The following is a 21,518-nucleotide window of genomic DNA, read 5'->3' as shown; positions in this document are numbered from 1 at the left end:
TGAAAAGCGTGTATCAAATGGAAGATCGGGCTGTGGCGCCCGAACTTCGGGCTGTCCGGGGAGGGAGGCGCCCGGAGCTTCTGGAGGGCCGCCTCAAAGCGGCGATTCTGGTGCTGGACGGGGCCATGGGGACGATGATCCAGCAACAGGGCTTAACAGCCGCGGATTTTGGCGGCGAGGCTCAGGAGGGGTGCAATGAGGTCCTCAACTTAACCCGTCCGGACGTCATCATCTCCATCCACGAGGCCTATCTCGAAGCCGGGGCGGACATCATTGAAACCAATACGTTTGGGGCCACCCGAGTGGTGCTGGCCGAGTACGGGCTCGAGGAGCAAGCCTACGCCATCAACCGAACGGCGGCGGAGTTGGCCCGGCGGGCAGTGGATCGCTACAGCACGCCAGATTGGCCGCGATTTGTGGCCGGGGCTATGGGTCCCACCACGAAGACCCTGTCGGTGACGGGTGGGATCGATTTTGACACCTTGGCGGCGGCCTACGCCGAACAGGCCAGGGGACTGCTCGATGGCGGGGTGGACCTTCTTTTGGTGGAGACCGCCCAGGACACCCTTAACGTCAAGGCGGCAGGCGTGGGGATCCACCGGGCTTTTGCCGAAGCGGGTTTTGAAGTGCCGGTGATGATTTCCGGGACCATCGAACCCATGGGGACCACCTTGGCCGGCCAAGGCATCGACGCCTTTTATGTTTCGGTGGAGCACCTTCACCCCGTCGCCGTGGGGCTCAACTGTGCCACTGGTCCGGAGTTCATGACCGATCACCTGCGGACGCTCAGCGGGCTCGCGAAGACTGCGGTCAGCTGCTATCCGAACGCGGGGCTGCCGGACGAGGAAGGCCACTACCACGAATCCCCCCAGAGCCTCGCCGAAAAAATGGCGGGGTTTGCGCGGCAGGGGTGGGTCAATGTGGTGGGCGGGTGCTGCGGAACGACCCCGGAGCACATCCGGGCCCTGGCCCAGGCCGTCCGCGGGCTTCCCCCCCGCACCCCGGCGGCGGATCATCCGCCGGCGGTGTCCGGAGTGGAGGCGGTGTTCCTCGAGGGCGACAATCGGCCGCTGTTGGTCGGAGAGAGGACCAATGTCATCGGGTCCAGGAAATTTCGCGAACTCGTCCAATCCGGCCGATTCGAAGAAGCGGCGGAGATTGCCCGGGCCCAGGTGAGAGGCGGCGCGCAGATTATTGATGTATGCCTTGCCGACCCCGATCGGGACGAGTACGCGGACATGGACCAGTTTCTCAGATATGTGACCAGAATGGTCAAAGTTCCGCTCATGATCGACTCCACAGACCCTCGGGTGGTGGAGCTGGCTCTCCAGCGCTCTCAGGGGAAGGCAATCATTAATTCGATCAATTTAGAGGACGGGGAAAAGCGCTTTGCCCAAGTCGCGCCCCTCGCCCGGCGCTACGGCGCGGCGGTGGTGGTGGGGACCATCGACGAGGAGGGTATGGCGGTGACCCGGGAGCGCAAATTGGCGGTGGCCCAACGCTCCTACCAACTTTTGACTGAAGAATACGGGATTCCCCCGGAGGACCTGATCTTTGATCCCCTGGTATTCCCGGTGGGGACCGGGGATGAGAACTACGTCGGGGCGGCGGCGGAGACGGTGGCTGCCCTCCGGATGCTGAAGGAGCGGTTTCCCCGCAGCGCCACCATCCTCGGGATCAGCAATGTGTCTTTCGGCCTGCCTCCCGCCGGCCGGGAGGTGCTCAATGCGGTATTCCTGTACCATTGCACCAAGGCCGGATTGGATTACGCCATCGTCAACCCTGAAAAGCTTCAGCGCTACGCCTCCATTCCCGAAGAGGAGCGCCGCCTGGCCGAGGCGCTTCTCTTTGAAACGGGACAGGAGACCCTGGCCCGGTTCCACGATCGCTTCAAAGACCGACCCGCCGGCCCGCCGGTGCGCCGGGAGACCCTCTCCCTGAACGAGCGGCTGGCCCGCTGTGTGGTGGAAGGGTCGAAAGAGGGGCTTTTCGATGATCTCGCCGAGGCCCTTCACAGCGCCTCTCCCATAGAGATCATCAACGGGCCGTTGATGGCGGGCATGGATGAGGTGGGGCGGCTCTTTAATGACAACCAACTGATCGTGGCCGAGGTGCTCCAGAGCGCCGAGGTCATGAAGGCGGCGGTGGCCTATCTCGAACCGCACATGGAAAAGGCGGAGACGGCGAAAAAAGGCAAGATCCTCCTGGCCACGGTCAAAGGGGATGTCCATGACATCGGCAAGAATCTCGTGGAGATCATCCTCAGCAACAACGGGTTCGAAGTGGTGAATCTGGGCATCAAAGTGGCGCCGGAGGTGTTAATCGAGGCGGTCCGGCGTGAGGAACCCGATGCCATCGGTCTCTCGGGCCTCCTCGTGAAAAGTGCCCAACAGATGGTGGTGACGGCCCAGGACCTCCGGGCGGCGGGCGTATCGCTGCCCCTTCTCGTCGGCGGTGCGGCATTGACGGCGAAATTTGCTTATACCCGTATCGCCCCGGAGTACGAGGGTTTGGTTCTTTATGCCAAAGACGCCATGGAGGGGCTGGAGATCGCCAATCGGCTGGCCGATCCCGAGGGTCGTCCGGAGTTGGAGAGGAAGACGGCAGAATTGCGGGCCTCCCTGACCGATCGCCCAGCCGCTCCGGCCGTTTCAACCGGTTCCAGGCCGAGGAGGTCATCGGTGAGTCGCACCGTCCCCGTGGCGGTCCCCCCGGATTGTCGCCGCCACCTGTGGCGGGATTATCCTTTTGACCACGTTCGGCCTTACATCAATCTCCAAATGTTGCTGGGCCGCCATATGGGGCTGCGGGGGAACGTGGACAAGCTCCTCGCCGAGAGGGATCCGAAGGCCGTGGAGTGGGTGGAGCGGCTGAATGTCTTGATTGCCGAGGCCAAGGGGGAGGGGTTGCTGCGGCTTCACGCCGTGTACCAATTCTTCCCCGGTCAAAGCGAAGGAGACGACATCTTGATCTATGACCCTGAACAGCCGGGTCGAGTCATCGAGCGGTTCACCTTCCCTCGCCAGGGGAAGGAGCCTTATCTTTGCTTGTCCGATTACGTGCGACCGGTGGAGAGTGGAGAAATGGACTATGTGGCCTTTTTTGCCGTGACGGCCGGTGCCGGGATCCGGGATAAAGCGGAGGAGTGGAAGGCTCGGGGGGAATACGTGAAATCCCATTTTCTACAAGCCCTTGCTCTGGAAACGGCCGAGGCCTTTGCCGAACGGCTGCACGGGATGATTCGCGACCTGTGGGGATTTCCGGATCCGCCGGATATGACGATGAGGGAGCGATTTCAGGCCAAATATCGCGGGATTCGGGTGTCTTTCGGGTACCCGGCCTGTCCGAATTTAGAGGATCAGGCGAAACTTTTCCGCTTGTTGCGGCCAGAAGAGATTGGGATTCGACTGACAGACGGCTTCATGATGGACCCCGAGGCTTCGGTGTCCGCCTTGGTCTTCAGTCATCCGGAAGCGGTGTATTTTCGGGCAGACGTAACCTAGCTCGGTCCGGCTGCCCGGACCGCCTGGCCCTGGAGGCAGGGCCGGTTAAGCTGCGGTCATCGGTGAGCTTTGCACGAAAAACTTATCCTCAAACCACCAGTCTCGAATCACGACAGAGTTCATGCAAAGAAGGTGTCTGGATTGTTGCGCGAACGATTGGTCGATCGATGGATGACGGCGGAAGAGGCGGCATCGTGGATTCGCCCTGGGATGACAGTGGCGGTATCCGGGTTTGCCCGAGCCGGGGAGGCCCGGGCCGTACTTGGCGCATGGGTAGCTCTCCAGGAGCAATTGGGAGAAAAGGGCCAAATCGATCTGCTCACCGGAGCCTCGATGAGCGACCCGGTGGATGGGGAGCTGGCGAGGCGGGGCCTTCTTCACAAGCGGGCGCCGTTTCAGGCAAACTCCGATCTGCGGGCAGCGATTAACCGCGGCGAAGTGTTGTTTGTCGACGAGCACCTTTCTCACATGCGGGAGAGCTTTGAGGACGGCGTGTGGCGCCGGCCGGATATAGCGATTCTCGACGCGGTGGACGTGCGGGAGGAAGGAATTGTCCCCACGACATCGGTGGGAAATGCGGCGCTCTTTGCGAAGCTCGCCGAGAAAGTGATCATTGAGTGGAACCAGGGACAGCCCCCCGCTCTCATCGGGATGCACGACATCTATGATCCCGGCCCTTGGGGGCACCGGGAACCCATTCCTCTGACCCGGCCGGAGCAACGAATTGGCACGCCGGTCATCCCCGTCGACTGGTCGAAAGTAGTGGCTGTGGTGAAAACGGATAGCCCGGACCGCCACGCGCCCATGAAATCCGGGGACGCCCAGACGGAAGGGATCGCCGGACACTTGATGGAGTTTTTTGCCCACGAGGTGCGCAAAGGCCGGCTGCCTCTTCCCCTGCCTCCCCTGCAGGCGGGGATCGGCGCCGTGGCCAATGCGGTATTCCAATCATTTTTGGATGTGCCGTGGAGCGGGCTTACGGTGTATTCCGAGGTCATCCAGGATTCGATGTTCGACCTTTTCGACAGCGGTCAGCTCTCCTTTGCATCGGCCAGCGCTATCATTCTGTCGAAGGAAAAAGCTCAGCAGGTGATGGGGGAGTTAAATCGCTATCGGGACCGCATCCTCCTGCGTCCCCAGGACATTTCCAACAATCCTGGGATTATCCGACGGCTCGGGGTGGTGGCCATCAATACGGCCCTGGAAGTCGACATATACGGGAATGTCAATTCCACCCATGTGCTGGGGTCGAACATCATGAACGGTGTCGGCGGCTCGGGAGATTTTTCCCGTCACGCGCGATTGAGCGTATTCGTCGCGCGCTCGGCGGTCAAAGGTGGGGCTATTTCTAGCATCGTTCCGATGGTGTCTCACACAGACCACACCGAACACGAGGTTGACGTGGTGGTCACCGAGCACGGTTTGGCCGATCTGCGAGGCTTAGCCCCCCGGGAGAGGGCCCCTTTGATCATCGAGCATTGTGCGGACCCGGCCTATAGGGACGAATTGCGGGAGTATTACAAGGAGGCGCTCAAGCGGGGCGGCCATACCCCCCATGTGTTGGAACGGGCCTTTTCCTTCCACCAACGCTTTCTAGAGCACGGATCGATGCAGGTGAGGAGCCAATCGGTCGGTCGACGCTGAAAGAAGGAATGCTATGCGGCCATCTCCCGGGACAGGGATGTAGCGACGAGGCAACGACTGGTCGGATCGGAGAGCGCGAGGAAGGGGATTGAGATGGAGGGCGGGCCGTCGGGGGACCGGCGGCCCAGATCCCAGGCTAGATCACGATTGCCGGTTCAATGTACGCCGACGTGAATCTCCCGGGCGTGAATCAAGGTCGTGGTTTTGTCGCCATCAAAATTTACTTGGCAATAGTCCACCAAATAGTTTTTCCCGGATAAAGAAGGTTCCTCTGTCCCTTCCGGAGGCTGCTGACCTTGAAACTCAAATCGGATGTGTTCGGTTTTGTCAAAAACGGACAGAGCCCCGTGAGTTCCGTCCCCCCGGGAATACACGCGTTCCAATACGACGATGGTCTGTCGCGGCAATACGACGATGCCGGGCAAGACGACTTTTAGATTCAATCCTTTTCACCTCAACCACGCGGATTGTCTTCTTTCCCATGTTCCGTCAATCCGGACCCCTTGTCAAGTAAAGGGCATGCGGGGCATTTCTTGGATAAACTGTGTCGAAATTGCAAACGATGTGCGACAGATGTCGAATCCCCGCGGAGGACGGCCCTTCCTGGGACTGGCGGTCGGACGTCTGGGAGTGTATCATTATGCTAAGGAAAGTGTAGCGTTGGAGTGAGGCCCGGTCATCGCTGCACTGTGGCACGGCTTTTCCGGGCGATGAATTCGACGGAAGGGGATGGGACGGTGGGGTACCGACTGCCGTTGGTTACAGCAGTGACAATATACATTTCGATGGTCATGGGTGCTTTGGTGGTGGGCCTGAATGCGGGCTTTGTCTGCCCGGACTGGCCCCTCTGTAATGGACAGTTGATCCCGCCGCTCGATGGCCTCGTTCTGGTCGAATACACCCATCGCTTGGTTGCGGCCGCAGTCTCACTCCTGGTGTTGGCGGTAGCTGTAGTCGGTTTTCGCAATCGGAAGCGGTTGGACCGTTTGTCGAAGTGGCTGCTCGGGATCACCGTCGCCAGTATCATGGTTCAGGTGATCGCCGGGGCGTTGATTGTGGTCTTGGTCTTGCCCGGCGCGTTCACCACCATCGACGTAGGAAACAGCATGATTCTGTTTGCGACGATGGTGGCTTTGACGGTACACTTGAGGCGGTCCGCTGGATCTGGAACCGCCGTCGCCCCCCGGGAGATGGACGCGAAAGACCGGGGCTTGATGCGGGCGGCCTGGATCACCGCCATTGCGGCCTTTGGGGAGGTACTGCTGGGCGGGTATTTTCGCCATTCCGGGGCCGGGGAAGCCTTATTCGGCAAGGGGACCTACCTTGCGAGTCATCAGCAGTTCATTATTCCGTCGAAGATTTTCTCCACAACGGTGTTTGCCCTACACATCCTTTTTGCCTTCGTCGTGGTGGTGTTAGCGGTTTGGCTGTTGACCGAGGCGGTGCGAAGCGCCCGGGGTGTCAAGACCGTCGTGCTCTACCTCAGCCTGTTGGTGGCTGAGATGGTGGCGGGGGCGGTGGCGTACCTGTTAGAACTCAATGTGGCCTCGGTGACCGTGCATTGGTCGGGGGCGGCGCTGGTGGTCGGGCTCGGGTCGTATCTGGTGACCGGCTTGTGGCACGATCTGCACGGTCAACAGATCAATCCTGGGCACGAAACAGTGGTGTCCCAGGGGTCTTCCGACAGCCTGACGGCCGGGGGCCGGATGTGACCGGAACGGTGGTGAAGGTTGAGGACGCACGATGTACAGAAAGGAGGGGGAAGGATGGAAAGGCCCGCGGCCTATGATTCTCCGACCCCCGCTCAGATAGAATCCGATTCTGCAGCGGAGCCGCAAGAGGTCAGCCGTTCCTGGAAAGATTATGTGTCGATCACGAAGGTAGGAATCAATGTCGCCAACTTGTGGACGACGTTCGCGGGGTTGTGGCTGGCGGGCCACGGGCGCCTCGAAGGGTACACCACAGTGGTGACCTTGGCGGGTACGGCCCTCGTGGTGGGGGGCGGGGCCGCGCTCAACAATTGGATTGATCGGGATATTGATCGGGTCATGCCTCGCACGGCCAAGCGGCCACTGGCCAACGGCCGGATTCCAGCTGTTCAGGGGCTATTGCTCGGTTCGGCGATTTCTCTAGCAGGGCTGGTGCTCCTTGCTGTGGGCATCAATGGTCTGACGGCGCTCACGGCTTTGGTCGGCTGGTTTACTTATGTCATCGTCTATACATTATGGTTGAAGCGAACCACCACCCTGAACACCGTGGTCGGGGGGATCGCCGGTGCTGTACCTCCTCTCATTGGCTGGGCAGCGGTGCGGGGCACGTTGGACCCATCGGCGTGGATTCTTTTTTTGATCATCTTTCTCTGGCAACCGCCCCATTTCTTTGCCCTGGCCATGAAAAGGGTGGAAGATTACCGAGCGGCCGGAATCCCCATGCTGCCGGTGGTACGGGGGTTCGAACCGACGCGGCGCCAGATGCTCGGTTACACGGCCGTGCTGTGGCCCGTCTCGCTGTTGCTCTTTTGGACCGGGGCTGCGGGCTGGCTGTATGTGATTCCAGCGGCGATTCTCGGCGGGATCTACGTCGGTATGAGTCTGTGGGGTTTTCGAACGTCCGACCCGATGAAATGGGCTAACGGGATGTTTCGTTATTCGTTGATCTATCTCATGGCCATCTGCGCAGCGGCCATCGTCGGTGTGGAATAACTCTTGTTGAAGGGAAATGGGCCTCCCTCCTTCCGGGGGAAGCCCATTTTTCGTCGGGTGGAGCGCACTGTCCTGTGGGCAGGGGCGGAGATCATCGGCCCACTCCGGCTAGGCCTTGTCACACGGGCACAGCCTGGGCGACGTAATCTCCGTAGACCCATCCCTCTTGGCCGCTCGGCAGGCGGACGTGGTACCAGTTGTTGACTACCGTTGGCTTGCCCCCGGCGTTGTTGACGGGGGTGAGGAGGGTGCCGGCGGGCACCTGGGTGATGACGCTGAAGGAGAGACCCGGTCCGCGGCGGACGTTGAGGGCGTCGTCCACCCGGGCCACGAGCACGTGATCAAGTTGCAGGTACTGGCCGTATACCCACCCTTTTTGACCGCCGATGTCCACCTGAAACCAGCCATCCGGGGAGCGTTGCAGCACCGTCACCGAAGTCGCGGGTGGCAGCACAGTGATGACCCGGGTCGAGGTGCTGGGGCCTTCCCGGAGATTGACGGCGTCGGTCGTCTCGCCCTTGAGACCTGCGGGCAGGGGGGTTGGCACCCCCGAGCGGTCTCCGAGCTGGGAACCGGGGATCGGAAAGCCGGAACCGGGGCCTGGCTGGCCCGAGTTTGGAGTCGGCAAGGTGCCACCGGAGTTGGCGGGTGCCGGAGGTGGATCTGCGATGGGTCCGGGAGGCTGCGGAGCGGAGGCGGGAAGCACCGCCACCCCGCGGTAATCCTCCGGCTGATACGGGCGCATCTGTTCCATCAGGCTGGCGATCTTCTCCGCCCAATCGGGATCGGTGGCGTAGTGGACATTCATGCCGTCTAAAGTTGGCGAACCTCCGTACCAGCGCCCACTGGAATCCAAATACTGGTGCCGAACGAAGTAAGCGATAAAGCGGATCGAGTCCTGGTAACTCGCGAAGGTGGCGGCGGCGTTGTACGGATCTCCATCATAGGCCCCGTATCCGAACAGATTTTTCTTGTCGAGGGCGATGGAAGACAGTCCCCACCCGCTCTCCAGGATCGCATGGGCGGCTAGGTACTGGGGGTTTACCCCGTATTGTTGCCCGGCCTGCACGAAGGCGTTCCCCATACCCACCAGGGGGCTTTCGGGGTGGTGCTCCCGAATAAACTGGTCGATCTCCTGGCCAGTCATCTTGGCCGGCAGCCGGAGGTCCAGGGTTTCAAAGGGAGGCTCCCACACGCCCACTGGCTGATCGCCCGAAGGAGTCCGCCGGTAAAACCGATGTGCAGAGTCCCGTATGTATATGTCTCCGGGCCGCATAAAGTCTGGTGCCGGTCCCACCACGATCGCCGCCTTGGGCGGTGCCCCGGGGGTGCCGAACAGGTGCAAAAGAGTGCCCCCTTGAACCTCGTAATAATCCGGCCCGTAGGGAGCAGGCCGATCCGGGACCCGGGTAGTCCCACTTCCATTCCCCGGTTGGGGTGAAGAGGTTGCGGCCCCAGGGGATGATGTCCCTTGCCCTTTCGCCGAGGAAGCGGGCGAGGGACTTTCCGTTGATGTCCCCGGGGCAGGTCCCGGCGAAGATCCACCAGATAACGGGTTTGCCGGCGCCTTGGTCGCGGAGGCCGCCGGGGGTAGGACTTGGGCGTAAACAGGCGGATGATCCACCGGGGTCGATGGGGAATTGCCGGACGTGGGGTTGCTCGCCGTTTCTCCCCGAGAGGATAAACCGTCCCCGGAAGCCCCGCCTTGACTCGGAGAAGTCGTTGGGGGGTGCTGCCAAACCACGGTTCCGGTCAGGGCATTCAAAACCACGGAATCCGGCACATTCTTCGCTTTTTGAACGGCTTGCTCCTGGGTCCAGGCAGCATCCACCCACTCGCCGTGCCGGACTACCCAGTAGCCCAACTTGGCGATAGGGGCCGGATAGTTGTCCCATTCGTCTTCGCCGGTGGCCAGGTTGACGATCCGGCTGTGGTCCCACAGCTTCGCATAGGCCACGGCATCCGTCAGTGTAGGAAACTCTTTTAACCGAACGGCATATTGAAAGACGGCGTAAGAACCCTCCGCGTGGGCTGGGTGTGCTCCCGCCACGCCACCGGCCGTTCCGAGCACGAGCAACGGCCAGAGGTATCTCTTGCGCTTCACCGACACTGCCTCCCTTCAGTCCCTTGGCGTCACGTCGTTCTCAGACGGCGTTTGGCCGGCTGGGAAGTCGTGTCTCACATCCTTGCAGGGGAAGGTCATCTACTACATCACCAAGAGAAGAATTCGTCCACAGAGAACCGTTTTCCTCCCGGGTTGGGCAGAATTTGCCCTGTACAGATTCGGCCGTTCATGAGACACTAGCAAATAGAGAGTTTAGCGGCAAGGAGTTTCGAGAGGGAGCGGGGTGCAGGGATGACGATTTTCGGGTTTGCATCGGTGACCCACGCGGATCTGACGGAATTTCTGAATACCGTGACGGAGATTTGGGCGGAGCGCTTTTCTGGAGTGGCCGATGTCCACAAAGATGTGGAATTGGTGGATTTGTCGAATTCGCTGCGGCAATTGAACCTTGGGCCGATCGACAAGGCCGACCGACTGTTTTTGATTTGTTCAGGGAATCCCGCCCTGGCGGCCGGGCTGGCGGGGTTGCTTCACCACATTGAATCTCTTCACGGCAGTCGGGTGAATCTCGTTCTGACGCACTTGTCCGAAGAAGGGGTGGCCCAGGCCTTTAAACAGGCGGTGGACCGACCGATCTTCGGCATTGTCAAGGACACCCAGGACGCCCGGCGGGAGATGGAGCAATTGGTGGAAGCCTTGGTGTACGAGTATGTGGCGGTGCGCCTGGAAGAACGCCGGAAAGACGAAGTCCGGGACTTGGTGCTCCGGATTCTCGGCGCCCAGAGGCTGGTCGTGAGCCCCAGCCGGGGAATCGAAGCGGGGTTGGATCAGTTGGAACTCCCCTTTGGCATTCGGTGGATTTTCCAGGAATTCCTTCAGTTGCGCACCCGTTTGGGGCAACCTGTGGATAAGGCGTTGGAAGATCTGTTGCCCTTGGCCTTCGCGGGGGATGGGGGAGCAGTCCTCGCCCGGCAATTGGCCTTGGAGACGGAGGTCCTGCGGGTTCTGCGGGGTCAGCCGCCCCAACCTCAGGCGTAAGGACTGTTGTCCAAAATCTCGGGCGGGATGAAGCAGAGATGGTGGAGGGATGAAGGTGATTCGGGGATTGTCGGATAGGGCGGTTCTCAACAACGGCGTCGCGATGCCCTGGTTTGGCCTTGGGGTGTACAAAACCAAGGAGGGCGAGGAGGTGGAGCGTGCGGTGCGAGCCGCTTTGGAGGCGGGGTACCGCAGCGTCGACACCGCGGCGATGTATCAGAATGAAACAGGAGTAGGCCGGGCGATTCGGGAGAGCGGAGTGCCCCGGGAGCAGGTGTTTCTCACGACGAAGGTGTGGAACAGCGACCAGGGGTACGATTCCACACTAAAGGCTTTTGAAGAGAGCCGGCGGCGGCTGGGGGTGGAGTATGTGGACTTGTACCTCATCCACTGGCCGGTGAAGGGTCGTTACAAAGAGACGTGGCGGGCGATGGAAAAACTGTATCGCGACGGTTGGGTCCGGGCAATTGGAGTAAGCAACTTTCAGATCCACCATTTGCAGGACCTCATGGCGGATGCCGAGATTCGGCCGGCGGTCAACCAGGTGGAATTTCACCCCCGTCTGACCCAAAAACCCCTTTTGTCCTTTTGCCGGGAGCACGGGATTCAATTGGAGGCCTGGAGCCCTCTCATGCGGGGTCACCTGTTCGACGAGCCGACGGTACGAGGGTTGGCAGAAAAATACGGAAAGACCCCGGCCCAGATCATCCTTCGGTGGGACCTGGAACACCAAGTGGTGACCATTCCAAAATCTGTCCATCCCGAACGGATCCGGGACAATGCCAAGGTGTTCGATTTTGAGCTCGCCCCCGAGGACGTGGCGGCCCTGGATGGGTTGAATCGCGACCAGCGGGTGGGGCCCGATCCGGACAATTTTCATTTTTGAGGTAGGGTACAGCCAGGGCATTTCCGGCCGCGGCGTGGTATGCTGGATCTATGAAAGGCATCGACCGCGAGGAAGAGCGTTTCGCCATTCTGGTGGAAGGAAAACACGATCGGGCGAGGTTGCGTCGAATCCTGCCCGCAGACGTGATGATACTGTGTACGAACGGGATTCCCGGTCACCGGCGGCTCATGGCGCTGCAGAAACAAGTGGGGCGCCGGCAAGCGGTGATCTTGACAGACAATGACCCGTCGGGTCGGAGGATCCGGGGGCTGTTGTCCGAGGTGTTTCCAGATGCCCTTCACGTTTATACCAAATCGGGGTATGCCGGCGTGGAGGGCACACCCTTGGACTATCTCGAACGACAGTTAGAAAAGGCCGGGGTGCTGGGTCCGGGCTGGGATGAGGAAAGGCCCCTGGGCGATTCGTCGGCATGGGGGCGTGACGGGAAGCGGAGATAGGCAGAGGTCTATCCGCTTCTTTTGTTATGGAGAAAAGCCGAGGTGGTTGGCGTGAGGGAAGAACGGGAGATCACAGAGTGGCGCATCGAGGGGTTTGAGCCGGGAGGGGCCCGGGATACCGAAGTAGCTGCCCGGGATTACATCGATCATTTCTGGCTCCCGGCGGAGGTGCCCGGAGATGTGCACACGACCCTGCATCGAGCCGGGGTCATTCCTCACCCATTTTATGGACACAACGACCGGCGCACCCGTTGGGTGGAAGAACGGGTGTGGTGGTACCGGGGCCATTTTTTTATGGATGAAGGGTCACTCCGCACGGGGGAGACGTTGGAGTTGGTGTTCGAAGGGCTGGATACCTTGGCCACGATCTATCTCAACGGCCGGGAGCTCGGGCGCCACGCCAACATGTTCGTCCCGGCGACCTTCGATGTGACCCGGGAACTGGTGGCCGGGGACAATGTGGTGGCGGTGAAATTCGACCCCGTGGCCCTGGCGGTCAAAGAGAAAGACCACGGGTTGTGGGCGGCTTTCAACCGCGACCGGGTGTGGGTCAGGAAGGCCCAGAGCCATTTTGGCTGGGATTGGGGGCCCAACATCGTCCCCTGCGGAATTTGGCGGCCCGTGGTGCTTCGCAGCCACCGGGGCTGGCGGATTCAGTCCGTGAGCCCCAGGACTCCATTTATTGGCGAGGGCTGGGCGAAATGGCCGGTGGAGGTGGAGATCCTTCGCCCGGGGGATCCCGAGGAGAAGGAAGATGCCCGGGTGCGGATTGTCCTCTGGGATGGAGAACGCAAGGCCGCCGAGGGCGAGACGCCGGTGATCGGAGAAAAGGCATCGGTGGACCTGAAAGTGTTGCGGCCAAAGCTGTGGTGGACCCGGGACCTTGGTGAACCCCACCTGTACCGGTTGGAGGTCGCACTGATTGTCCGGGGAGAGGAGTTGGACCGGCGGGAACAGGGGGCGGGGCTGCGCACATTGACCCTGCTCCGGGAGGAGGATGGTGAACCCCGGTTTACCTTTGTGCTTAACGGCCGGCCGATTTTTGCCAAGGGGGCGAACTGGATCCCCGCGGATCAGTTCCCCGGGGCGGTGACGGAAGAGCGCATCGCTGGGCTCCTGGAGGCAGCCGGACAGGCGGGAATGAATATGATCCGGGTATGGGGAGGTGGACTCTACGAACCGGATATTTTTTACGAAATCTGCGACCGACTGGGTATCTTGGTCTGGCAGGACTTCATGTTCGCCTGTGCCCTGTATCCGGACTACAATAAGGATTTTATGGAAAATGTAAAAACCGAGGTGGAAACGGTGGTTCGCCGGCTGCGGGGTCATCCGTGTTTGGCCCTGTGGTGTGGCAACAATGAGAATCAGTGGCTCTGGGAAATGATGGTCTCCGATGGCCGGCTCCGGGAACCGTTTTACGGGGAGCGGATTTACCACCGTTTGATCCCCGAGGTGCTGCGGCGCCTGGATCCGGACCGGCCGTACTGGCCCAGCTCGCCCTACGGCGGGGCGGACCACAACAGCGCCGAGGAGGGGGACCGACACAATTGGCAGGTGTGGCACGGACATGTGTACCCCCGCCATTTCGGGGAGCCCGAGCGGGTGGATCGCAGCGTCCAGGGCGTGTCGTTTAAACAGTACCTGCAGGACACCGCACGGTTTGTCAGCGAGTTCGGCATTCAGGCGGCGGCCAATCGCTATACATTGGGAAAATGGCTTCCCGACGGCGGCCTGGAGTGGGGGGGCCGGGAGATGGCGTACCGGAACAAAGACGCTCATCCACAGACGGCGGTTTTGGTGATGGCCGGGTACACCGGCGTGCCGCGGACCTTTGACGAATATGGGATGAACTCCATGCTCATCCAGGCCGAAGGGCTCCGGTTGGCGGTGGAACACTACCGCCGGCGAAAGTTCGCCACCTCCGGGGCATTAATTTGGCAACTGAACGACTGCTGGCCGGGGATCAGCTGGAGCATCATCGATTACGAGGGCCTGCCCAAGGCGGCTTACTACTATGCCCGGCGGTTTTTCCACCCGTACCTGTTAACCCTTGAGGTGAAGGAAACTGAATGGATTTTACACGCGGTGTGGGACGGTCTGGACCCTTTGAGCGATGAGGTGACGATGGAACTTGCCGACTTTCACGGAACTCGCTTGAAAATGGCGCAGTGGCCGATTCGGGTGCCTGCGGGAGGCCGGGTGGAGATTGCCAGGCTTGCCCCGGAGGAGTGGCTGGGTGGAGCGGATGTCCGGCGGGTGGCGGTGGCCCTGCGGTCCCGGACGGGGCGCACCCCGGAACGCTGGGTGTACCTTTGCGATCAAAAAGACATGGACCTGCCCCAAGCGTCCCTTGAGGTGGAGATTCTGGAGGGCGGGCAGGAGGTTCGGGTCCGGGTTGACGTCCACGCCCGGATGATCGTCCTGGAGGTGCCGGGGAAACCGGCGGTGTTCGAGGAGAATTTTTTTGACCTGGCAGCCGGAGAGAGCCGGGTGGTGAAAGTGACCGCCGGGGTGTCCGGGGGGCTTCGCCGGGTGACGGCGCGGTGTCTGAATGGGGCGCCGGTGGTGGCGGAGATCGCTCGGTAAGCCCGTTCGGGCGGGCAGCCTGCAATCGACAGCGCGCGGAGGGAGGGGAGTGCGATGAAGGCGATGGTGATCCCCGAGCCGGGGCGGGCGGTGATCCGAGAGGTCCCGGAACCCGAGCCGGGCCCGGGTGAAGTGGTGGTCTCCGTCAAAGCGGCGGGGATTTGCGGGACAGATTTTCATATCTTTGAGGGAGATTCTCTGGGCAGTTACCCGATCATCCCCGGGCACGAGTTCGCCGGTGTGGTGGCCAAGGTGGGCCCGGATGTTACGTCCCTTGCGGTAGGGGACCGGGTGGCGGTGGACCCGTCTCTGTTTTGCGGACACTGCCGCTATTGCCTCACGAACCGGGGGAATCACTGTGAAAACTGGGGCGGCATCGGCACCACGGTGCCCGGGGGGTTCGCAGAACAGGTGGCGGTACCCGAGTCTTCCGCTTTTCGGTTGCCGGATGCTCTTAGTTTTGAAGAAGGGGCGTTCGCGGAACCGGTGGCCTGCGTGGTACACGGGATGAACCGGCTGAAGCTTCGCCCGGGGGAACGGGTGCTCCTCTTCGGGGCCGGGGCGATGGGCCAGCAGTTGGTGCAGGCCCTGGTCCACGCCGGGGCGGCGGAGTTGACCGCCGTGGATGTCGACCCGGGGAAATTGGCGTTGGCCCGGCGGTTTGGCGCCACCCGGACGGTGCCGGCGGCGGCCCTGGAGAAGGAGCTCGGCGGGGAGCTGGAGTCTTTCGACACGGTGGTGGATGCCACTGGAGCGCCGGCGGTGATTGAAACGGCCTTGCGGTTTCTCGGGCCGGCGGGAAAGTTCTTGCAGTTCGGCGTAGCGCCCAAAAGGGCGAAAATCTCCCTGAGCCCTTTTGATCTCTATCGGCGGGACTGGACACTGATCGGCAGTATGGCCATTAACCACACGTTTCTGCCCGCCCTGGAGTGGGTGGCGGCGGGAAGGATCCAGGTGAAGCCTTTGCTGTCGAAAACGATCGCCTTGGAGGAGCTGCCCGAATTTCTGGGACGCCCGAAAGCGCCGGAGTTGCTCAAAGTTCAAGTGGTTTTCTGACGGGGTGTCGGCGCTGGCCGACCCCCTGTCAGCCGTACACTGTCACGGATTTTCCTGTGATAAACTAAAAGAGGCCCGGGTGCCGCCGGGCGATTGTTTTGATGAGGAGGCTCAAAGGATGGAATACCGAAGGCTGGGGAAGAGTGGACTCAAAGTTTCGGCGATTGCCCTGGGAAGCTGGCTGACCTATGGGACCGTGACTGAAGAGCGGACAGCCGAGGCCTGTGTACATAAAGCTTTTGAGTTGGGGATCAATCATTTCGACTGTGCCAATGTGTACGGGGCGGAACCCCATGCCGCCGAGCGGGTGCTGGGCCGGGCCCTGCGGGAGTACCCCCGGGAGAGCTATGTGGTGACGACGAAGGCCTTTTGGCCGGTGGGAGCCGGACCCAATGATCGAGGACTCAGCCGTAAACACATCATCGGCGAGGTGGAGAAAAGTTTGACCGCCCTTGGGGTGGATTATGTGGATATTTTCTATTGCCACCGGTTTGACCCGGAGACAGACTTGGAGGAGACCCTCCGGGCCATCGATGATCTGATCACCCAGGGGAAGATTTTGTACGCCGGGTTCAGTGAATGGTCGCCGGTGCAAATTGCCGATGGGGTGCGTCTGCAGCAGGAGTTGGGGTTGCACCGGTTTGTGGCGAGCCAGCCGCTGTACAATATGCTCAATCGCGGCATCGAAGCCGAGGTGATCTCCTTGTGCGCCCGGGAGGGAATCGGCCAGGTGGTGTTTTCGCCCCTTGGGCAAGGGGTCCTCACGGGCAAATACCGCCCGGGCCAGCAGCCGCCGGCGGGCAGCCGGGGGGCCACGCCGGAGGTGCAGGCCTTTATGCGCCGATACCTGCAACCGGAAATCTTGCAAAAGGTGGAGGAGCTGGCGGCCGTCGCCCGCCGGTACGACCTGACTTTGGCGCGGATGGCGTTGGCGTGGGTGTTGCGGCTGCCGGAAGTGTCCAGCGCCTTGGTGGGGGCTTCCCGGCCCGAGCAGGTGGAGGAAAATGTCAAGGCCGCGGGGGTGGTGCTGCCCGAGGAGGCGCTGCGGGAGATTGACCGCATCTTGGGAGTGGCGGAATGACAGGTCCTGGCGCCGGCGGGCGGGAGGCGGCCGCCGGCCTGGAGACCAAGGGCTGACGGGAGGCGTCAAGGATTCGACTTAGTCCCGGCGGCGCGGGGCCCGATGTCGGGGATCCGCTCGGCGATCGCTTGCATGGTGAAAGAAATGCAAGGCATACCCGGCGAACTCACCGGCTCTTCGCCATGGTAGACGGCGGTCAGTTCATACCGTTCCTTTTCCAGAATGTATTGCTCGAGCACGAAAGTTTGCGGTTCCACGATCCAATACTCGGGAATTCGGTAAAAGGCATAAACCTTCGCCTTGTCCACTTTGTCTCTCTGCAGGGTAGAGGGTGAGAGAATTTCGACAACGAGATCGGGAGGACCTTCCACGCCGCGTTCGGTTAAAATGTGGATGCGATCCTGGCGAACCAGCAAAAGATCGGGTTGGCGAACTTCAGATGGCGACAGAATCAAGTCGATGGGTGCGTTTAGGATGATATAATCGCGTTCACAGGTGTCGGCCAATGTCCTCAGTAGTTCATAGCTGAGCAGTTGATGGCGGGGTGAGGGGGAGGGACTCATGAGCTCGAGGCGGCCCGCCGCCAATTCGTAGCGGTTTCCGTCATCGAGGGCCGCGTAATCGTCGTAGGTCATTCCGCCTTCCCGAACCACCGACGGTTTTTGCTGCGGGGTCGGCCGTTGGTTTTCCTTTTGTTCCATAACATCGCACACCTGTTTCATTTTTGCTATCGACTTCTATCAAACATTGACAGACTTGACAGCAAAGCAGTTTACGCTCTCCGAGAGGCTGGCTGCTCCCCGAAGACCCGATTGGCGAGGCCCTGGGGCCGAGCATCTGGAGTCCCGCCCGAAACAGTACCATCAGGCCGTCCGCCGACCAGCGTCCGGCACCGACAGTTTCCAAACGGCGGGGTGGTCCCTCGACGCTTGCGCGTCTCCCACCGGCAGGACAGGGATCGGTTTTGCCAACCCGGAAGGCCGTTTTGCCGAACCCCCCAGGATCAGCCACCCGGCGGCGCTCCGCTTGCGCCTCATCGTCAAAGCCGTGTTCCGTGCGGCCTTCGCCAACCCCCGCACGCCCTCACGGTCTTTCTCCCGCCCGGCCTGTCCCTGTCCCGTCCTCCCGGGAACATCCCGGGAACTCTGATTCATTCATGCGTGGTTCTCCCAGTAGCGCTTCAGCAAAATTCTTTTGACTTCTTTGTGTGAGGTGTACTTTGTGATCTCCTGGTCGCGAAGACGCCCCTTCACATTGGTCGCCGCCACATGGTCCGCATCTCCTTCATATCCGCACTTTTGGCACCGGAACGAATCACCGTTGCGGTTCTTGCCGTCCACCCACCCGCATCCGGGACAGGGACAGGTCTGGCTCGTATAAGCGGCGTTCACCGGTCCCGGATCGGTTATGGAATAAACATGGCACAAGTATTCCAGTCGCCCCCGGATCGCCTGCCGTTGCCACTGGCTCACCTTGCGGGACAGCCCCTTGTTCCTCGCCTTCCCCCGCAGGTGGGACAAATCTTCGTAGGCGATCACCCTCGGCCGGCGTTCCCGAAAAAACGCCCGAAACGCCCGGTTGATCTCGTTCTCGCACCACGCCCTGTACCGCCTGTGTCGCTTGTGCTGTTTCACCAGCCCCAGGTTGTGCCGCCGAATTCGCCGGGCCTTTCTCGGGTCCCGCTCCCGGTTTTTGCGATACAACGCCCACAGCTTCTGGCGTTTCCGTCCTTTGTCCAGCACGTGGTCCGACATCTCTTGCAGGGCCTGGCCGTACTCCGGCCGATACTTCTTCCCCGAGTCGTCCGTCAGAACTTCGGTGACTCCCAGGTCGATTCCCGCCTCTTCCTCCCCGGCCGGGTAGGTCTTCGGCTCCCGGCTCATGTGAATCTCCACCGCCTGTTCGTCCGGCAGCAGAACCACCCGCAGATTGCCCCTCAGCTTGTGAATCCCAGAAAGGGGGATCACGATCCTTTTTCCCGGGGACAACCCCATCACCGCCACATACTGCCGGTTGCCCACCATGAACACTCGGTACATCTGTTGATCCACAACAAAACTCCGGGCTTTCTTGATCCGCGGCCTCTTTCCCAGGACCCGGCGAAACAGCCGCTTCAGCCCGTGGCGGATCTTCTTCCGCCCGGCCGGCTCCAATTCGGTCTTTTTCCCGGCCAGATCCTCATCCCGAAAAACCGCCTCAATCTTTCTCCAATCCCGGGGCCTGTCCCCGAACTTGTCCAGCAACCAGAAGGCGTAATCCCGTTCCTTCGGGGTTAACCCCTCGTTGCGGTGAAGACGGTCCCGCACCTCGGCAATCGCCGCTTCCCACTGTCGCTCCAAGGTCCATAAGGCGTCTTCCAAAGCCAGCTTCCACTGCCGGGCCTGAAGCCCGAACGGACTCACAAACCCGGCGGCCACCCGTTCATCTCGAATTCTCCGTTTATACCCCAGATCCTTGAGGGACCTCACCTGCGTGTACTCCACCAAGAAGGCGTCCTTCTGCCGGGAATACGCCTCGGCCACTTCGACGATCTGCCTCCATTTCTCACGATTCAGCGGTAGGCTCTTTTGTCGGATCGTCTGTCGCACTGGCCAACTCCTCCCGAACGGCTTTGGTCAGTTTCCGCGCCCTGTAGGTTCGTGACCCGTAGAGTTTTGCCGCAAAATGCTGGACAATACGAAAATATCGTCAATGATGAGGCCCTTTCCGGCCGCAAATTCCTTCAGGAAACGCAACTAGTTCTCCAGGTCAGGCTTTTGCCCTGCGGAAGACACCCGGGCGTAAATGACCGTTTTCTTTGTTTCTTTTCGTTTCCCGATTCCTAACGCCTGATAGAACATATCCTCGGTGTATCTGCGCTTGTTGGTGGGAGTTCGCAAAGGCACCAGCTTGCCTTCCCTGTTCCACGCTCGAAGAGTGGAGACACTGACGCCGAGTTTCTCCGCAAACTCTCGAATCGAATAGAGCTTCACCTGAACATCACCCTATATCAGATTCTATCAGGTGACGTTGATTTTCGGCAAATCACTTCTCTTCTTCATAGAATGCCAAAAACTGTATTCAACCTCCTCTGCCTGGCGATCTTTTCGATGTCCATTGTAGCACATCCTTTCCGCCTCCTATCGACAGACGGCCCGAATCGGGTCGAATTGACATCCAGACAACTCATGTATAAAATTAAGTTGTCGGAAGGTGTTTGAGGGGGTGAAAGGATGGGGCTTCGCGTCTGCATGATTTCGGATCACGGCGATCCTCTGGCGACACTTGGGGATACCCAAAGTGGCGGGCAGAATCAGTACGTGTATCAGCTTAGTCTCCACCTGGATCGCCTGGGGCATCAAGTGGATGTCTACACCCACTGGTCCCGGGAGGATGCGCCGGAGGTAGAAGCCTTCGGGGATCGCGCCCGGGTGATCCGGGTGGCGGCCGGGAAGCGGGGCTATCTCCCGAAAGATGACCTCTATGAGCGGCTGGATCTTTTTTATCATGAATTATCGGCGAAGATCGCCACTTGTGGGCCGTATGATCTGGTCCACGCCCACTACTGGATGTCGGGCACCCTAGGGCGCGTCCTGCGCCGGGAGTTGAACTATCCGCTCATTTACACGCCGCATTCCCTGGGTATGGTAAAAGGGCTTCGGACGGGCAGTTGGGACTGGGAGAGGCTCTGGAAGGAACGGTCGATCTTGGTTGAGGCCGATCACGTCGTGGTGACCACCGAAACCGAGAGAGAGCATGCCAAGGAATTTTGCGGGAAGACGGCGACGGCGCCCATCAGTGTGATCCCGGCGGGGGTGGGGGAACATTTTATAGCCGATCCGAAAGCGGAGTCGGAAACGGATGATACGGCGGATCGGGACTGCGGGGTGCCCGTGGATCCAAATGGACATCGGCGGCCTTATGTGTTGTACGTCGGCCGATTGGCGATGGAGAAAGGTCTCGGTGTACTGTTGGACGCATACAGCATGTGGGTGGCCCGGAATCCCGATGTTCCGGATTTGTGGATTGCAGGAGGGGACCGGGAAGGCCGGGAGTGGCGGCGATGGACGGCGAGCCATGCCGCTCTTGGCGAACTGCTGACCACGATACCGGATCGCGTTCACTACCTCGGCCCGGTGGCGAACGAAAAATTGCCGCAGCTGTACCGGGGGGCGGAGATGGTGGTGGTGCCCTCCTGGTATGAATCCTTCGGTTTGGTGGCGGCAGAAGCGATGGCGGCGGGGGGTGTCGTGATCGCCTCCGGGGTTGGAGGTCTCCGCCATATCGTTCAGGATGGGGTCACAGGCCGGCTGGTCCCGCCCCGGGACTCCGGGGCATTGGTCAAAGCCATGGACGAAATGTGGGTGAGTCCGTCTCTTCGAAACGCCTTCCGCAGAAAGGGGACTAGGGATGCCCGGCGAAGGTTTTTCTGGCCGAACATCGCTCCGCAAGTGGTGGAAGTCTATCTGGGCTACGTCCAACAGCCCGTCGTCCTCCCCTGAACAGCCTCGGGTGGA

General features: G+C 60.8%; 16 protein-coding genes and 1 pseudogene. 11 read left to right on the top strand and 6 right to left on the bottom strand.

What is annotated here, in order from left to right:
* Window positions 1-17 precede the first annotated feature (17 nt).
* Both metH and K6T64_RS02965 read left to right on the top strand, forming a co-directional pair.
* Window positions 18-3,503 (top strand): methionine synthase, encoded by a 3,486-nt coding sequence (gene metH, locus K6T64_RS02970; protein WP_288008553.1) that lies wholly within the window; start codon window positions 18-20, stop codon window positions 3,501-3,503.
* A gap of 171 nt (window positions 3,504-3,674) precedes the next feature.
* Entirely contained in the window at window positions 3,675-5,147 is a 1,473-nt protein-coding gene (locus tag K6T64_RS02965) for a succinyl-CoA:acetate CoA-transferase ScpC (RefSeq protein ID WP_288008552.1), read from the top strand.
* 155 nt (window positions 5,148-5,302) lie between these two features.
* On the opposite strand, the gene K6T64_RS02960 is transcribed toward K6T64_RS02965, so the two are convergent.
* A complete protein-coding gene (locus K6T64_RS02960) occupies window positions 5,303-5,590 on the bottom strand; it encodes a hypothetical protein (RefSeq protein ID WP_100666903.1) in 288 nt (95 codons plus the stop codon).
* Window positions 5,591-5,884: 294 nt separating this feature from the next.
* Between K6T64_RS02960 and K6T64_RS02955 the strand changes: the two genes are divergently transcribed.
* The gene (locus K6T64_RS02955; protein WP_157935355.1) at window positions 5,885-6,859 is read left to right on the top strand and encodes a COX15/CtaA family protein; all 975 of its coding nucleotides are present in this window, start codon (window positions 5,885-5,887) and stop codon (window positions 6,857-6,859) included.
* Between the two features lie 54 nt (window positions 6,860-6,913).
* Window positions 6,914-7,849: a heme o synthase gene (gene cyoE, locus K6T64_RS02950; protein WP_288008498.1), complete on the top strand. Its 936-nt coding sequence runs from the start codon at window positions 6,914-6,916 to the stop codon at window positions 7,847-7,849.
* A gap of 118 nt (window positions 7,850-7,967) precedes the next feature.
* Here cyoE and K6T64_RS02945 read toward each other — a convergent pair whose 3' ends face one another.
* Entirely contained in the window at window positions 7,968-9,953 is a 1,986-nt protein-coding gene (locus K6T64_RS02945) for an SH3 domain-containing protein (protein ID WP_288008497.1), read from the bottom strand.
* Between the two features lie 252 nt (window positions 9,954-10,205).
* Here K6T64_RS02945 and K6T64_RS02940 point away from each other — a divergent pair, with 252 nt between their 5' ends.
* The 6 genes from K6T64_RS02940 to K6T64_RS02915 all read left to right on the top strand — a co-directional run bounded on the left by K6T64_RS02940 (window position 10,206) and on the right by K6T64_RS02915 (window position 17,022).
* Complete coding sequence (locus K6T64_RS02940) at window positions 10,206-10,952, top strand: hypothetical protein (RefSeq protein WP_288008496.1); 747 nt, start codon at window positions 10,206-10,208, stop codon at window positions 10,950-10,952.
* Between the two features lie 58 nt (window positions 10,953-11,010).
* Window positions 11,011-11,838 carry an aldo/keto reductase gene (locus tag K6T64_RS02935; protein WP_100669138.1) on the top strand — a complete coding sequence of 276 codons (828 nt, stop codon included), beginning with the start codon at window positions 11,011-11,013 and terminating at the stop codon, window positions 11,836-11,838.
* 50 nt (window positions 11,839-11,888) lie between these two features.
* Window positions 11,889-12,296: a ribonuclease M5 gene (locus tag K6T64_RS02930; RefSeq protein ID WP_288008495.1), complete on the top strand. Its 408-nt coding sequence runs from the start codon at window positions 11,889-11,891 to the stop codon at window positions 12,294-12,296.
* A 42-nt stretch (window positions 12,297-12,338) separates the two neighbouring features.
* Window positions 12,339-14,885, top strand: a complete 2,547-nt coding sequence (locus K6T64_RS02925; protein WP_288008494.1) for a beta-mannosidase — start codon at window positions 12,339-12,341, stop codon at window positions 14,883-14,885.
* A gap of 54 nt (window positions 14,886-14,939) precedes the next feature.
* Window positions 14,940-15,941: a zinc-dependent alcohol dehydrogenase family protein gene (locus K6T64_RS02920; RefSeq protein ID WP_100666909.1), complete on the top strand. Its 1,002-nt coding sequence runs from the start codon at window positions 14,940-14,942 to the stop codon at window positions 15,939-15,941.
* A gap of 118 nt (window positions 15,942-16,059) precedes the next feature.
* Window positions 16,060-17,022, top strand: a complete 963-nt coding sequence (locus tag K6T64_RS02915) for an aldo/keto reductase family protein (RefSeq protein ID WP_288008493.1) — start codon at window positions 16,060-16,062, stop codon at window positions 17,020-17,022.
* Between the two features lie 65 nt (window positions 17,023-17,087).
* Here the strand turns inward: K6T64_RS02915 and K6T64_RS02910 are convergent, their stop codons facing one another.
* From K6T64_RS02910 to K6T64_RS17005, 4 genes and pseudogenes are all read right to left on the bottom strand, one after another.
* Window positions 17,088-17,723, bottom strand: a complete 636-nt coding sequence (locus K6T64_RS02910; protein WP_170084968.1) for a Uma2 family endonuclease — start codon at window positions 17,721-17,723, stop codon at window positions 17,088-17,090.
* Window positions 17,724-17,885: 162 nt separating this feature from the next.
* A complete protein-coding gene (locus K6T64_RS02905; RefSeq protein WP_170084840.1) occupies window positions 17,886-18,176 on the bottom strand; it encodes a limonene-1,2-epoxide hydrolase in 291 nt (96 codons plus the stop codon).
* The gene (locus K6T64_RS02900; RefSeq protein WP_353737783.1) at window positions 18,177-19,505 is read right to left on the bottom strand and encodes an RNA-guided endonuclease InsQ/TnpB family protein; all 1,329 of its coding nucleotides are present in this window, start codon (window positions 19,503-19,505) and stop codon (window positions 18,177-18,179) included.
* A 61-nt stretch (window positions 19,506-19,566) separates the two neighbouring features.
* Window positions 19,567-19,994 (bottom strand): annotated as a pseudogene (locus K6T64_RS17005) (IS607 family transposase).
* 240 nt (window positions 19,995-20,234) lie between these two features.
* Here K6T64_RS17005 and K6T64_RS02890 point away from each other — a divergent pair.
* A complete protein-coding gene (locus K6T64_RS02890) occupies window positions 20,235-21,503 on the top strand; it encodes a glycosyltransferase (protein WP_288008489.1) in 1,269 nt (422 codons plus the stop codon).
* Window positions 21,504-21,518 lie beyond the last annotated feature (15 nt).

The sequence above is a fragment of the Kyrpidia sp. genome, assembly GCF_023512215.1.
GTDB lineage: Bacteria > Bacillota > Bacilli > Kyrpidiales > Kyrpidiaceae > Kyrpidia > Kyrpidia spormannii.
This window is presented reverse-complemented; position numbering and strand designations above follow the sequence as displayed.